This window comes from Synechococcus sp. CS-197 (assembly GCF_025128215.1).
GTDB lineage: Bacteria > Cyanobacteriota > Cyanobacteriia > PCC-6307 > Cyanobiaceae > Synechococcus_C.
On record NZ_JAHLZC010000020.1, the window covers coordinates 171418 to 184729 of the forward strand.

Consider the following 13312-nt stretch of genomic DNA (forward strand, 5'->3'; position numbering starts at 1 on the left):
GGCGGGACTTAGCATCGCCCCATTAATGGCCTTCTACGGCGTGTTTCTGAATCACATCAGCACCCGCAACATCCGGGGGGACGTCTTTGGGGGGGTGACGGCTGCTGTGGTGGCTCTCCCGATGGCACTGGCTTTCGGAGTGGCCTCCGGTGCAGGCGCCGCCGCTGGTTTGTGGGGTGCCGTGATCATCGGCCTGATGGCCTCGCTGTTCGGAGGAACGCCCACACTGATCTCTGAGCCCACAGGCCCGATGACGGTGGTGTTCACCGCTGTGATCCTGAGCTTCACAAGCCAGATTCCAGATCGCGGCACCGCTCTGGCGATGGCCTTCACCGTGGTGGTGCTGGCTGGTGTGTTCCAGATCCTGTTCGGATTTTTCCGTCTGGGGCGCTACATCACGATGATGCCTTACACCGTGATTTCCGGGTTCATGTCCGGAATCGGGGTGATCCTGGTGATTCTTCAGCTTGCCCCTTTTCTTGGACAGGACAGTCCAAGCGGGGGCGTGATTGGAACCCTGAGCAATCTTCCTGAGCTTGCTAAAGGAATTCAGCTGCATGAGCTCGGCCTGGCCGTGATCACACTGCTGATCCTCTGGTTCACGCCTGAACAGCTGAAGCGGTTTTGCCCTCCCCAGTTGCTGGCGTTGGTGATCGGAACGGTGCTGTCCCTAACGGTGTTCGGCGATGTGGGGCTCCGCCCAATCGGTCCGTTCACCGCTGAATTCCCCACCTTTCAAGCCCCCACGTTTTCTCTCGATCAGATCCGCTTGATGGTGGTGAATGGTGCGGTTCTGGGGATGCTCGGCTGTATTGATGCGCTGCTTACATCTGTTGTGGCTGACAGCCTTACCCGCACAGAGCACGACTCCAACAAAGAATTGATTGGTCAGGGTCTCGGCAATGTGATGTCGGGACTGTTTGGTGGTCTCCCCGGTGCTGGGGCAACGATGGGAACCGTGGTGAACATTCAGGCGGGCGGGCGATCGGCCCTTTCCGGCATCGTGCGCGCGCTGATCCTGATGCTGGTGATTCTGTTGGCGGCTCCGTTGGCGTCCCGCATCCCCCTGGCCGTTCTTGCCGGCATCGCCCTCAAGGTTGGTTTCGACATCATCGATTGGAGTTTTCTCAAGCGCGCCCATCACCTGTCGATCAAGGCGGCATGCATCACCTATGGCGTGATTGCGCTCACCGTTCTGGTGGATTTGATCTGGGCCGTGTTCATCGGGGTTTTCGTGGCGAATGTGCTCACGATTGAGCGCATGACGGCGCTCCAGTCCAAAGGGGTCAAAACCATCAGCACGACCGATGATGACGTTGAACTTCCTGAGCAGGAGCAGGTCTTGCTCGACCAGGCCTCCGGGCGCCTGCTGCTCTTTCAGCTCACCGGTCCGATGATCTTCGGTGTGGCCAAAACGATCAGCCGCGAACACAACGCCATCGACGACTGTGAGGCTGTTTTGTTCGATCTGAGCGAAGTGTCCCACCTGGGCGTGACCGCTTCGTTGGCGCTCGAGAATGCCATCAAGGAAGCCATTGAAGTGGGCCGTGCTGTTTACCTTGTTGTGCTCTCCGGATCCACGCGGAACCGTCTGGAGAAGTTGAAGCTTCTCGATCTTCTCCCCGATCACCATGTGAGCGAGGATCGCGAAGAGATTCTCCGGCGTGCCGTCGGAGAGCTTCCCGTGCTTCAGGAGGTTTGACCATTGCAGGACAGTTCCAGCCAGCTGGTGATTCGCCGTCCTGACGACTGGCACGTGCACCTGCGGGATGGAGCCATGCTCAAGGCCGTCGCCCCGGCAACCGCCAGGGTGTTTGCAAGGGCAGTCGTGATGCCCAACCTGAAACCACCGGTCACCACAGTGGATCAGGCGCGCGCCTACCGGCAGCGAATCGTGGAGGCCGTGCCGGCGGACGTGAGATTTGAGCCGCTGATGACGGCCTATCTCACCGATCACATTGATCCAGCTGAGCTTGAGCGAGGTTTCAGTGAGGGCGTGTTCACTGCAGCCAAGCTCTATCCAGCCAATGCCACCACCAATTCAGCCGCTGGTGTGAGCGATCTGTCCAGGATCAGCAAGGTGCTGGAGCGAATGGAGGCCATCGACATGCCTCTGCTCATCCATGGAGAGGTCACAGATGCTGATGTGGATGTGTTTGATCGGGAAGCTGCATTCATCGAATCGCACTTGATTCCCCTGCGCCAGCGTTATCCATCCCTGCGCATCGTGCTTGAACACATCACCACGGAGCAGGCTGTCGATTTCATTCGCACTGAAAGTCTGGCTGGTGATTCGCGTCTCGCAGCCACGATCACGCCGCATCACCTGCATCTCAATCGCAACGCGATGTTCTTGGGTGGTTTGCGCAGCGACTTCTATTGCCTGCCGGTTGTGAAGAGGGAATGCCATCGACGCGCCTTGGTGAAGGCGGCCACCAGTGGCCTGTCCTGTTTCTTTCTGGGAACCGATTCAGCACCCCATCCGCGATCAGGCAAGGAATCGTCCTGTGGGTGTGCCGGCATCTTCAATGCGGTGCATGCACTTGAAAGCTATGCCGCTGTCTTCGAGCAGGAGGGGGCTCTTGAGCATCTTCAGGGATTTGCCAGTGAGCATGGGCCCCGTTTCTACGGTCTTCCCCTGAACAACGAATCCCTCACCCTTGTGAAACGCCAACAGACCGTTCCCAAGACCCTTGAAGACTCAGGGCTCGAAGCCGGTGAATGGCCAGTGCTGTTCCATGCCGGTGAAACGTTGAACTGGTCGGTGCATGTCGATGGGCAAGCGGAGACGAACTGAATAGGGTTCGTGCAGGCGAACATCTCATTCCATGGGCGATCCCCAGATCCAGACTCCCGCCGCAGAGCAGTATTGGCATCTGTGGACGGATGCCGAGGGCATCAGTCGCCATCAGCTCTGCACGATCAGTGAGTTCAAGCTCGGCCGTCTCGGGCCGCGAAACTCACCACAGTTCTCCCGCGATCTGATCAAGGATGGCAATGCGTTCGTGACGTATCTGCCCGTGGGTTGGACAGCCGATTGGCATGAAAACCCTGAGCCCAAATGGATCTACATCCTGCGCGGAGCCTGGGCTGTCACGAGCATGGATGGTCAGCGGGTTGTCATGAAAGCTGGTGAATACTCCTATGGGGGAGATCAGGGCTGCGTGATGACATCCGATGGTCGTTTGGGCCATCTGTCCGAACAGGTTGGCGATGAACCGTGTGTGCAGTTGGTGATCCAGCGCAATGACAATGCCTGGCGCAATCTTCCCCCAGGCTCATTCAGCTGAAACAAGCGACCGCAGCGATGAACGTCTACCAAAGCGATTTCGTTGAAACAAGGCTTGAGGAGCTTGATCCTCGCTTCAGTTCTCTGGTCTTGTTCAATGCCCAGTTGGAACGACTGTTTGATGGTTGCCGATGGCTGGAAGGTCCTGTTTGGCTTGGTGATCAGCAGCGCCTTTTGGTTTCTGATATCCCCAACGACCGCATCCTGTCTTGGGATGAGGTGCACGGCTTGAGCGTGTACCGCCACAATGCAGGATTCCCGAATGGTCAGACGCGGGATCGTCAAGGACGTTTGCTGACATGCAGCCACCGCGATCGTGCCGTGTTGCGGACCGAGCACAACGGCAGAGTGACGTCGTTGGTGGACTCCCATCAGGGAAAGTCTCTCAACACACCCAATGATGTGGTGGTGAAACGGGACGGCACCGTCTGGTTTAGTGATCCGCTCTATGGGCTGGTGAATGATTACGAGGGCGGTCGGCGCTCGTCGTTGCAGGCTCCGGTGATTTACCGCTTTGACCCAGCGGATGGTTCATTGCAAGCCATGACCACACCAGATGAAGTGTCGGGTCCCAATGGTCTGGCCTTTTCGCCTGATGAGTCCCTGTTGTACGTCGTTGATACCGGTGCTCCGGATGATCCCGTTGCCGATCGACTGATTCATGTGTTTGATGTGGTGCAGGGTGGCCGGCTGCTCGAGGGACGGCGGGATTTCCACCGGGTGAACAACGGCAATGCCGATGGCATTCGTGTGGATGAGGTCGGCAATGTTTGGAGCAGCGCAGGCAATGGTGTGCACTGCATCGCTCCCGATGGAACCCTGTTGGGGCGCATTGCCACGCCGCGCCTCGTCAGCAATCTTTGTTTTGGCGGTGTTCATGGCAACCGACTGTTTCTGTGCAGTTGGGACACCGTGTATTCCATCCACGTCAACACCAGAGGGCTTCAGCATCCAGCCCTTCCTTGACCCAATGTCTCTCCCCATGACCCCTCATCCTCAACTTGAAGCGTTTCTCAGCAAGGTGAAAGGTGATCCCGACCTGCTGAAACAGTTCCACTCCGCCGAATGCCTTAATGACATCGCTGCCATGGGGGCTGGGATGGGCTTTCAATTCAAAGGTGTGGACATTCTTCTGCACCAAGCCTCAGCCACGCTGAAGCTCTCTCCGGATGCCCTGGAAGCCCTGGCTGCAGGTGTGGAATTGGAAGGGCATCTCTGGAAGATGGCCATTCAATGGACCTGAGCTGATGCAGATGATTCCCTGCCTGGACCTCGCCGATTCCGAAGCGATTGTCTTCTCCGCGCTCCAGACGGCTGAACGCTCTGGGTCGCAGGTGTCGATTGCAGTGGTGGACGGGGCTGGACTGCTGATCCGTTTCAGTCGGATCGATGGCGCTTCAGCAGCGAGCGTTGAAGCGGCCATGGCCAAAGCGCGAACGGCCGCTTTGACAGGAAAGGACAGCGCCGCTGCCGAGCAGGCCATCGCCTCGGGGCGTCTGGCGTTGCTCTCGCTGCAGGGGGTTCTCCACCAGCCTTGTGCGCTGATGGCTGGTGGTCTTGTGCTGCGCTCCCAGGGCGTGGTGGTGGGGGCGATCGGCGTGTCTGGGATGACTCCTGATCAGGACCTTGCGATCGCCCGAGCCGGCGCGGACTGTTTTGCGCTCAGAGTCCAGGACTGCTCATCATGATGCCGCCGTCAGCAAACACGCTGGTGGCGGTCATGTAGCTGGCTCCATTGCTGGCGAGAAAGGCCACCACGGAAGCGATTTCTTCAGGCTGAGCCATGCGCCCCATGGGAATCGCTGCATTGAGCTTGGCCAAAAGCTCAGGATTGTTGATTGTGGAGTCGTTGATTGGCGTCGCCACGGCGCCAGGACCCACATTCACAATCGAGACTCCTTTGCTGGCCAGTTCCACCCCGGCGGTGCGGGTGAGCATGCGCACACCGCCTTTGGCCACGCAGTAGGGCGTGTTGTCAGGCATCGGCCAATCTTCATGGACCGATGAGATGTTGATGATCCTGCCGCCGCTGCCTTGGGCGATCATCTGTTTGGCTGCGAACTGCGTGGCGAAGAACACCCCACGGAGATTCACATTCATCACTTTGTCGTAGTCCTCGGGAGTGGTGTCGAGGATCGAGGTGCGGGTTTCGATGCCTGCGTTGTTCACCATCACGTCGATCTTTCCGAACGTCTTCACCGCAGTGTCGATGAGCCGTTGAAGATCATCCAGCTTGGCCACGTCGGCCTGCACACCAATGGCTTGGCCGCCCAGTTCGCCGATTTCTTCGATCAGCTCTTCGGTGCGTTCGGGATGGGATCTGTAGTCGATCACCACTTTCGCGCCCAGGCCGCCAACCGCTTCAACGATCGACTTGCCGATTCCGGAATTACCTCCGGTGACAACGATCACTTTGTCGCGAAGACAAAGGGATGTCATGGCCTTAGGGACCTGGTTGGTCATGGGGATGGGTGAGCAACCTTCATTGAATAGCTGGTTTTCGTCTGGCTTGCTGTGTTGTGTTGCGTCGCCTGGAACGCGCTAAGACGCCTTTAAAGCCCTTGGTCTGGCCATGACTGACTCCCTTCAACTCTCCCCTGCAGTGGAAGGCGTGGCGTTTTCTCTGCCAGACCCGCAGGCGCTTGATCCACTGTTCAGCGTCCTTGGCGTCACTGACCATGGCAGCACGATGCTCGATGGCGCAGCGCTCCAGCGTCGTTTCGGCCTCAAGGAAGGACGGGCGACAGTGCATCACCATCGCCTCGGCTCCGAACGTCTCGACACCATCACCTTTGAGGACTGTCCTGCCGCAACGTCTTTCCAGCCGGGCCCTGCCAACACCCTGTGGTTTCAGCACGTGGCCATCGTGGTGAGTGACATGAACCGTGCGGCGGCCTGTTTGATGCCGATGGTGTCACCCATTTCCGAGTCCCCCCAGTGGCTCCCCAACGGAGTTGCGGCATGGAAGTTCAGGAACGCGGCCGGCCATGCCATGGAACTGCTGTGGTTTCCTTCCGAACTGGGCCATCCCCGTTGGCATCAGTCGAATCCTCCGCTCTTTCAAGGGCTTGATCACACAGCGATCGCCATCGCTGACAGCGACCGCAGCCTTGACTTCTACGGTTGTGAACTCGGGCTGCAATTGCGTTACGCCACGCTTAATCAGGGGCTTGAACAACAGCGCTTGGATGGCCTGAAGGATCCCCGGGTTGCGATTCATGGTGTCAGTGGCTCCAGTCCCTGTGGGGTGGAGTTCCTTCGTTATCTGCACCCCGAGCCCTGCCAGCCAACAGCGGCGGCTCTGCAACCTCAGGATGCGTTGTATGCGCAAATCCTTTTGCGCGATCCGGATGCTGGGCACGGCCGATTGCTGCGTGACCCTGATGGTCATCGACTCTGGATCGAGTCTTAAGACAATCCTTAACGTTCCGGTTGGGCTCGGTTTCTAGCGTTCGTTAAACGCGTCCTGTCCGTTGGATCTAATCTCTCTGATTCTCCCCGCTGCGCCGACTGGGCCCGCTGCAGGGGGCTTGCTCTTGCTGCGTGTGTTCACGGGGCTGGTGTTCATTCGCCACGGATGGCCGAAGTTAAGCAACCTCGCGACCTGGGCTGCTGCGATGAATACTCCGGCATGGCTCTGCTTTCTCTCGGCGTTTTCGATGTGGGCCGGAGGGATTGCTCTCATCCTCGGCGTCCTCACGCCGCTTGCCGCATTGGCGATCGCTGTGTCGATGCTTTACGCCGTTGTGTTGGAGATCAAGAATGGATTTCCCTTCATTGCTCCTGATCCTTTTCAGATTCCGGAGGGTGATTATGTGGGCCCCATGGGAGTGGGCGACCCTCCGAGTTGGGAAAAGGCCGCCATGTACGTGGTGATGTGCGGTGTGCTGATCACCGCTGGAGGTGGTCCTTTCAGCCTTGATCTGGCTGTGGTTGCGCCCAAAGTTCAGGCTTGGCTGGGCTGATCAGCCCAGCCTCTCCTTGAGGTGATCCCCAACGCGGATGGCATTGGCAATCGCGGTGAGTGATGGGTTCACGGCCGAGCTGCTGGGGAAGAAGCTTGTATCCACGACATAGAGGTTGTCCACATCGTGGGTGCGGCAGTTGAGGTCCAGCACGGATGTGGCGGGATCGGTGCCGAAGCGGCAGGTCCCCATCTGGTGACCGACAGCTGCAATATCCATCGAAGAGGCGAAGTACACCTGACGTTCAGCCAGGTGATTCTGCAGATAAAGCTTGTCAAGAAGGCCTTCCAGTCTGTTGATCAGCTCCTGGGATGCCCGGTTGTTGGTCATGGTGTAGCTCAGCTTGATCTGGCCATGGGCATCCACGGTGACCCGGTTGTCGGGGCAGGGCAGGTCTTCGGTTTGCAACCAGAAATCAAGCGAATGCTCAGCGATGCGATCCATGCTCCAAGTGGGAGCGAGTGCCGTTAAACGCGGCTTGTAGCCCTTGATCATGGCTCCGTTGGTCTTGCCGGTCATCTGCACATTGCCCATCGGATAATCGAAGGCGTTGTCGCCGAAATACCAGTCGTTCACTGCGACGGTTTTCTGGAAGATTGTGGTGTTGGGCTCATGGGCAAGGGCCACAACGGCCTTGCAGTTATGGAACATGTAATTCCGTCCCACCTGATCGGAGCTGTTCGCCAGTCCTTTGGGATGGGCATCATTGGCCGACATCAGCAACAGTCGGGCAGAGTTCGCTGCTCCAGCTGAAATCACCACAATGTCTCCCCGGAAGCGGCGCTCTTCACCACGGTGATTCACAACAACCTCGGTGATCTCGCGACCGCTGGCGTCAGTCTTGAGCTTGCAGACTTCCGCTTCGGTCAGCAGAAATACGTTGTCGTGATCCAGGGCTGGACGCACACCCATCACCTCGGCATCGCCTTTGGCGTGCACGAGACAGGGGAAACCGTCGCAGCGATTGCAGCGCACACAGGCGCTGAACGCTGGATCCAGTTCGTTCATGGCCACGCCGGTTGGTGCATGGAACGGATGAAGACCGGCGGAGCGCAGATCAGTCACCAGTTTCTGCATCCGCGGTTCGTGGCTGATCGGTGCGTAGGGGTAAGGCGAGGACGCCGGTGGCTCGGTGGGATCCTCCCCTCGTTCGCCGTGCACGTGATACCACTCTTCGGCTTTGCGGTAGTAAGGCTCGAACACGTCGTATTTAAGGGGCCATTCCGGTGACTCACCGTCGACGTGAATCACCGATTCAAAATCTCTTTCGCGAAGGCGAAAGTGGGCTGCTCCATACATCTTGGAAGCACCACCAACGAAGTAATGACTCCCGGGTTGAAATTCCTTTCCGTTCTTGTCGAGCCAGGGATCGGTTGAGACGTAGCGATCCTTCTGAAAGACTTCAACTGGGTCCCAGTTTTGAGGTTCTCGGGGCAGCCAGCCACCTCGCTCCAGGATCAGAATCGAATGGCCTGCATCGGCCAGGGCCCGTGCCAGAGAGCCGCCACCAGCACCGCTGCCGATGATCACCACGTTGAAGTGATCGCCTTGAGGCTCCATCGGCGTCTGACGCTGCGCGGAGCAAGTGGCAAAATCCATCGGTGGCACTGAAAGCACTGCCTGAACGCTAGGTAGGGCGTTGGCCGACGTCAGGCGATGCGTGTTGAGCCAAACCGATTGAAGGGGATTAGGTCTGCCAACGATTCAGCTGGGTGATCATCTTGGCGACGATGGCGCTCCACCCTGTCTGATGACTGGCTCCGACCCCGGCGCCGCTGCAGCCATGGAAATATTCGTTGAAGAGGAAGAGATCACGCCACAGCGGATTCTGCTGAAACTGTTCAACAGGGCCATTGAAGGCGCGTCGTCCGTCGTCATCACGGCGGAAGATACCGATGAGGCGTTGTTCCAACTCAAGGGAAATTTGCCAGAGGTTGAGTTCCCGGCCGGAGCCTGTCGGGAATTCCATTTTGAAATCGTCGCCGAAGAAATGGCCGAATTTCTGCAGCGCTTCGATCAGTAAGTAGTTGATCGGCATCCAAATGGGACCCCTCCAGTTGGAGTTCCCTCCGAACATGGCAACCGGGCTGTCTGCTGGGCTGTAGCTGATCGTGGCGTAATCGTCTCCCTGCTGATAGGAATAAGGGTGGTTTTCATACACCTTCGAGAGGCTGCGAATGCCGTAGGGAGACAGGAACTCCTCTTCATCGAACACTCTCGTCAGAATTCGCCTCAGACGGTGGGGAGGAACGATTGAAAACAGAACCCTGTCTCGGTGCCACGTGCCGAGGTGCGAGATCGCATCAAAGGGAGCTCCGCGTTCCCGGCCGAGATCATTGAGGTAGCTGCGAACATCCAAGGCTGGAATTGAATCCACCGTCTGGGCGTCAAAGGTGGCGATGGCCAGCAGTGGGATCAGTCCGCTGAGGGAGCGGGTGCGCAGATAATCGGAGCTCCCGTCTGGCCGTTTCAGCACGTCGTAATAGAACCCATCCGCTTCATCCCAATTCACGAATCCCCGTCCTGAGGGACTGTTGAGGGCATAGGTGAGCCGGCTGAAGTCGCTGACAAAGCGCTCGCACAAGCCTTTGTACTCTTCACGATCACTGGAGAGCAGAACACAGGCCTCCAGCATGTTGAGACTGAGCATGCCCATCCAGGCTGTGCCATCGGATTGCTCGATTCGACTGCCGTCTTTCAGGGGATAACGGCGATCGAAGATGGCGATGTTGTCGAGTCCGAGGAAGCCACCTTCAAACAGGCTGTCGCCGTTGCGATCCGTGCGGTTGGCCCACCATCCGTATTCGAGCAGAAGCTCCCGCAGGCTGGCGCGCAGAAAGGGATAGTCCTTTTGCCCATGGGTGCGCTTGGAGATCTGGAAAATGCGCAGGGTGGCCCAGGCTCCGATGGGCGGATTGGCGTCGGATAAGGCCCATTCATAGGCGGGGGACTGCCCGTTGTTGGCTGTCACGCTCGCCTGGCGCAGCATGCGGGCCTGACGTTTCGCTTCGCCGGGGTCGAGTTCTGCAAAGGCCACGGCGTGAACCATGAGATCCCACTGGCAGAAATAGGGATATTCCCAACAGTCGGGCATCGAAATGATGTTGCGGGCTCGCAGGGTGCTCCAGTAAGCGTTCTCGGAATGCCAACGCTCTTCCGGTGGTCGCGGAGCATTGCTGTCACCGCGCAACCATCGGGCGACGTACCAGTTGTAAAACTTGCGGCACCAGAACAACCCGGCTGCGGCGGCGGCGTGAATCGCCCGGTCTTCCGTCCCCAAGCCCGGTGCGACCCATTGCAGGTGATCCTCCCAGTCCTGGCGACGCTGGCTCAGGACGGCGTCCACCTGAGAGGACTCCATCGGGTCTGGAGCCTTCGCTCCGTGATGGTCATGACGGCAGAGGCGCAGATCGACCTGCCAGACCTCGCCGGGGTCGAGACGGCGTTGGAGATGAAGCGCCGCTTTGCTGCCCTCGCCGCTTGGGTTGACAGCACCTGCCTCCCCTTCAATCAGATACCGGTGAAAGGCATCCTTCACATAAGGCTGGCGAAGCGGTTGGTTGTAAAGCCGCTCGGTGTTGGTTTCATTCTCCGTGAACAGCCAGGTGCCCTGCTCGCTGCAGCTGAAGTTGTAAGACGCCAATGCATTCAATGCGTCGCTGACCACCACGCCGTCTGCCAGACGAAGTCTGGGACGGGCACTGGTGTCATCACCCCAGTCCCAGGTGTTGCGGAACCAGAGACTGGGAAGCAGGTGCAGATCCGCGGCCTCTGGTCCTTGATTGGTCACTGTGAGGCGGATCAACAGATCCTCTGGTGAGACCTTCGCGTATTCGACGCCGAGATCGAAGAAGCGATTGTCTGAGAAAATTCCGGTGTCGACCAACTCGAATTCAGGCTCATCCCGGCTGCGGCGTTGGTTCTCCTCGCGTAGACGCTCGTAGGGAAAGCGTTCCTGTGGATAGCGATAGAGGGCCTTGGCGTAGCTGCACGTGGGTGTGCCCGCCAGGTGGTACATCGTGTCTTTCAGGTCTTCACCGTGGTTCCCTTCAGGGTTCCCTAAACCGAACAGGCGTTCCTTGAGCACAGGGTCTTTCCCGTTCCAAAGCACGGGAGCGAAGCAGAGCAGACCGTTTTCATCGCTGAGTCCGAGCAGGCCATCTTCTCCCCAGCGATAGGTGCGCAGATGACTGTGATCGAAAGGAAAGGAGTTCCAGGCATTGCCATCGCCTGAATAATCTTCACGGACGGTTCCCCATTGGCGATCGCTGAGATAGGTCCCCCAGAGGTCCCAGGGTTTCAACCCTTCATCCCTTTCCCGGGATCGAACCAGCTCCAGAGGCTCTTCGCCCAATTGGGCCGTGGAGATGACGGACGTGGTCATGCGTTGCTCTGAACCCTTGCCCCAGAACGTAGAGGGGGATTCAAAGACTGCCCATGGGATCGTGTCGGATCGACAGGTCGGCCGGATGGGGGCGGGGGGACTTGAACCCCCACAGGATTTTCATCCCAAACGATTTTAAGTCGCGTGCGTCTACCGATTCCGCCACGCCCCCGGAAACCACTGGTTCCGATCCGGCATCCTAGATTCCCCTTGCTCAGGAATCATCAGTGACGATGGAGACGCTTCTGAACGCCATTCCCCAGGAGACTCTCCTCGTGATCGGTGCCTACGGTGCCCTCGGAGCGGCGTATCTCGTGGTGATCCCGCTGTTTCTTTATTTCTGGATGAACCGTCGCTGGACGGTGATGGGAAAACTGGAGCGGCTGGGAATCTATGGACTGGTGTTTCTGTTCTTCCCCGGGTTGATTCTGTTCGCGCCGTTCCTGAATTTGCGGATGAGCGGTCAAGGAGACGTTTGATTTGACGCGAGCAGGAGTTTTGTCGCTGGGCGCCGCCCTGCTTGTGGCTGGAGCCCTCGGCTACGCGGGCTTTCAGGCCTTGGGCTTGAAGGGATTTTCCGCTGGAATTGCCGCCGAAGCCCTTTTGGTGCTCGTGGTGGTTGTGTGGACAAGCAGCTATCTCTTCCGGGTGATCACCGGTCGGATGACCTACATGCAGCAACGGCGCAACTACAGAGCGGAGTACGACGCTCTCACCGATCAGCAGTTGCAGGCGCGTTTCGATGCCATGAGTCCAGAAGAACAAGCGGCTTTATTGGCTTCAGTCTCTGGTGAGAAGCCTGAGGAATCCCAGGACAAGGTTTCTTCCGACTCGTAGGCTCGCTGCCGTCACATTGTCAGATTCTGCGATGCAGCCTTCGTCACGAATCGCCGAGGTCTTCGCCCAGACCGCTCGTGAGCAGCGCCTCGCACTGATGCCTTTCATCGTGGCTGGCGATCCGAATCTGGAAACAACAGCCGATATCTTGCTCAGCCTTCAGTCCAATGGTGCTGATGTGGTTGAACTGGGAATTCCTTACAGCGATCCACTGGCGGATGGTCCGGTGATCCAATCCGCTGCCTATCGAGCATTGGCTCAGAACACCACGCCGTCGAATGTGCTCACCATGCTGCGTGGTCTGCGCGATCGTCTGACCATGCCAGTTGTGCTGTTCACTTACAGCAATCCTCTGCTGAACCGTGGTGCAGAAGCATTCTTCGCTGAGGCTGCAGATGCAGGCGTGGCTGGATTGGTGGTGCCCGATCTTCCCTTGGAGGAGGCGGAACGTTTGTCTCCACTCGCTGCTGAGCAGGGCCTGGATCTTGTGCTGCTTGTGGCCCCCACCACTCCAGGCGATCGTCGGCGCAGGATCGCAACATCCAGCCGTGGATTTACTTATCTGGTCAGTGTTACAGGCGTGACCGGTGAACGTGCTTCTCTTCAGGATCGCGTAGCAGAGCTGGTGCTTTCGCTAAAGGGATTGGAGGCTGGACCTGTTGCGGTTGGCTTTGGAATTTCTGGGGCTGATCAGGTGCGTCAGGTGCGTGAGTGGGGAGCTGATGGCGCCATCATTGGCAGTGCCCTCGTTAAAAGAATCGCCGCTGCACAACCAGGTTGTGCAGCGGCGGAAGCAGGTGAATTTTGCCGGGAGCTGCGCAAGGCAGCCGGCTGATC

The 13312-nt window shown here is 58.3% G+C and carries 14 protein-coding genes and 1 tRNA gene; 11 read left to right on the forward strand and 4 right to left on the reverse strand.

The genetic code is table 11. The features are described 5' to 3' along the window. The first annotated feature begins 25 nt into the window (after positions 1–25). Genes KQ296_RS09855 through KQ296_RS09880 form a run of 6 tightly spaced genes read left to right on the forward strand, consistent with a single transcriptional unit; the run spans position 26 to position 4977 of the window. Complete coding sequence (locus KQ296_RS09855; protein ID WP_259726474.1) at positions 26–1702, forward strand: SulP family inorganic anion transporter; 1677 nt, start codon at positions 26–28, stop codon at positions 1700–1702. A 3-nt stretch (positions 1703–1705) separates the two neighbouring features. Beyond that, on the forward strand, positions 1706–2797 hold the full coding sequence (gene pyrC / locus KQ296_RS09860) for a dihydroorotase (RefSeq protein WP_011932629.1): 1092 nt from the start codon (positions 1706–1708) through the stop codon (positions 2795–2797). 31 nt (positions 2798–2828) lie between these two features. Continuing rightward, positions 2829–3290: a cupin domain-containing protein gene (locus tag KQ296_RS09865; protein ID WP_011932630.1), complete on the forward strand. Its 462-nt coding sequence runs from the start codon at positions 2829–2831 to the stop codon at positions 3288–3290. Positions 3291–3307: 17 nt separating this feature from the next. Beyond that, the gene (locus KQ296_RS09870; RefSeq protein WP_041428406.1) at positions 3308–4255 is read left to right on the forward strand and encodes an SMP-30/gluconolactonase/LRE family protein; all 948 of its coding nucleotides are present in this window, start codon (positions 3308–3310) and stop codon (positions 4253–4255) included. A 16-nt stretch (positions 4256–4271) separates the two neighbouring features. Beyond that, complete coding sequence (locus KQ296_RS09875; RefSeq protein ID WP_011932632.1) at positions 4272–4532, forward strand: Nif11-like leader peptide family natural product precursor; 261 nt, start codon at positions 4272–4274, stop codon at positions 4530–4532. 4 nt (positions 4533–4536) lie between these two features. After that, entirely contained in the window at positions 4537–4977 is a 441-nt protein-coding gene (locus KQ296_RS09880) for a heme-binding protein (RefSeq protein ID WP_011932633.1), read from the forward strand. Here KQ296_RS09880 and KQ296_RS09885 read toward each other — a convergent pair. After that, the gene (locus KQ296_RS09885) at positions 4952–5728 is read right to left on the reverse strand and encodes an SDR family NAD(P)-dependent oxidoreductase (protein WP_011932634.1); all 777 of its coding nucleotides are present in this window, start codon (positions 5726–5728) and stop codon (positions 4952–4954) included. The two genes, KQ296_RS09880 and KQ296_RS09885, sit on opposite strands and share 26 nt — an antisense overlap. Before the next feature lie 133 nt (positions 5729–5861). Here KQ296_RS09885 and KQ296_RS09890 point away from each other — a divergent pair, with 133 nt between their 5' ends. Together KQ296_RS09890 and KQ296_RS09895 are read left to right on the forward strand one after the other, a co-directional pair. After that, positions 5862–6701, forward strand: coding sequence for a VOC family protein (locus KQ296_RS09890; RefSeq protein WP_041428408.1), 840 nt, complete (start codon positions 5862–5864; stop codon positions 6699–6701). 118 nt (positions 6702–6819) lie between these two features. Next, positions 6820–7254 (forward strand): DoxX family protein, encoded by a 435-nt coding sequence (locus tag KQ296_RS09895; RefSeq protein ID WP_011932636.1) that lies wholly within the window; start codon positions 6820–6822, stop codon positions 7252–7254. Here KQ296_RS09895 and KQ296_RS09900 read toward each other — a convergent pair whose 3' ends face one another. The 3 genes from KQ296_RS09900 to KQ296_RS09910 form a co-directional block, all read right to left on the reverse strand. Continuing rightward, positions 7255–8853: a GMC oxidoreductase gene (locus tag KQ296_RS09900; RefSeq protein ID WP_011932637.1), complete on the reverse strand. Its 1599-nt coding sequence runs from the start codon at positions 8851–8853 to the stop codon at positions 7255–7257. An 88-nt stretch (positions 8854–8941) separates the two neighbouring features. Then, a complete protein-coding gene (locus KQ296_RS09905; RefSeq protein WP_011932638.1) occupies positions 8942–11638 on the reverse strand; it encodes an MGH1-like glycoside hydrolase domain-containing protein in 2697 nt (898 codons plus the stop codon). Between the two features lie 86 nt (positions 11639–11724). Continuing rightward, a tRNA-Leu gene (locus KQ296_RS09910) sits at positions 11725–11810 on the reverse strand. A 61-nt stretch (positions 11811–11871) separates the two neighbouring features. Between KQ296_RS09910 and KQ296_RS09915 the strand changes: the two genes are divergently transcribed. From KQ296_RS09915 to trpA, 3 genes are read left to right on the forward strand one after another with little or no spacing between them, the layout of a single operon-like run. Then, on the forward strand, positions 11872–12117 hold the full coding sequence (locus tag KQ296_RS09915; RefSeq protein WP_011932639.1) for an NAD(P)H-quinone oxidoreductase subunit L: 246 nt from the start codon (positions 11872–11874) through the stop codon (positions 12115–12117). A gap of 1 nt (position 12118) precedes the next feature. Continuing rightward, entirely contained in the window at positions 12119–12475 is a 357-nt protein-coding gene (locus tag KQ296_RS09920; RefSeq protein WP_041428412.1) for a DUF3007 family protein, read from the forward strand. Between the two features lie 31 nt (positions 12476–12506). Beyond that, a complete protein-coding gene (gene trpA, locus KQ296_RS09925) occupies positions 12507–13310 on the forward strand; it encodes a tryptophan synthase subunit alpha (protein WP_011932641.1) in 804 nt (267 codons plus the stop codon). Positions 13311–13312 lie beyond the last annotated feature (2 nt).

Coding starts and splice junctions, on each gene's coding strand:
- KQ296_RS09880 (WP_011932633.1), top strand. CDS start 4,537: ATGCAGATGATTCCCTGCCTGGACCTCGCCGATTCCGAAGCGATTGTC.
- KQ296_RS09865 (WP_011932630.1), top strand. CDS start 2,829: ATGGGCGATCCCCAGATCCAGACTCCCGCCGCAGAGCAGTATTGGCAT.
- KQ296_RS09855 (WP_259726474.1), top strand. CDS start 26: ATGGCCTTCTACGGCGTGTTTCTGAATCACATCAGCACCCGCAACATC.
- trpA (WP_011932641.1), top strand. CDS start 12,507: ATGCAGCCTTCGTCACGAATCGCCGAGGTCTTCGCCCAGACCGCTCGT.
- KQ296_RS09915 (WP_011932639.1), top strand. CDS start 11,872: ATGGAGACGCTTCTGAACGCCATTCCCCAGGAGACTCTCCTCGTGATC.
- KQ296_RS09890 (WP_041428408.1), top strand. CDS start 5,862: ATGACTGACTCCCTTCAACTCTCCCCTGCAGTGGAAGGCGTGGCGTTT.
- KQ296_RS09900 (WP_011932637.1), bottom strand. CDS start 8,853: ATGGATTTTGCCACTTGCTCCGCGCAGCGTCAGACGCCGATGGAGCCT.
- KQ296_RS09885 (WP_011932634.1), bottom strand. CDS start 5,728: ATGACATCCCTTTGTCTTCGCGACAAAGTGATCGTTGTCACCGGAGGT.
- KQ296_RS09870 (WP_041428406.1), top strand. CDS start 3,308: ATGAACGTCTACCAAAGCGATTTCGTTGAAACAAGGCTTGAGGAGCTT.
- KQ296_RS09875 (WP_011932632.1), top strand. CDS start 4,272: ATGACCCCTCATCCTCAACTTGAAGCGTTTCTCAGCAAGGTGAAAGGT.
- KQ296_RS09905 (WP_011932638.1), bottom strand. CDS start 11,638: ATGACCACGTCCGTCATCTCCACGGCCCAATTGGGCGAAGAGCCTCTG.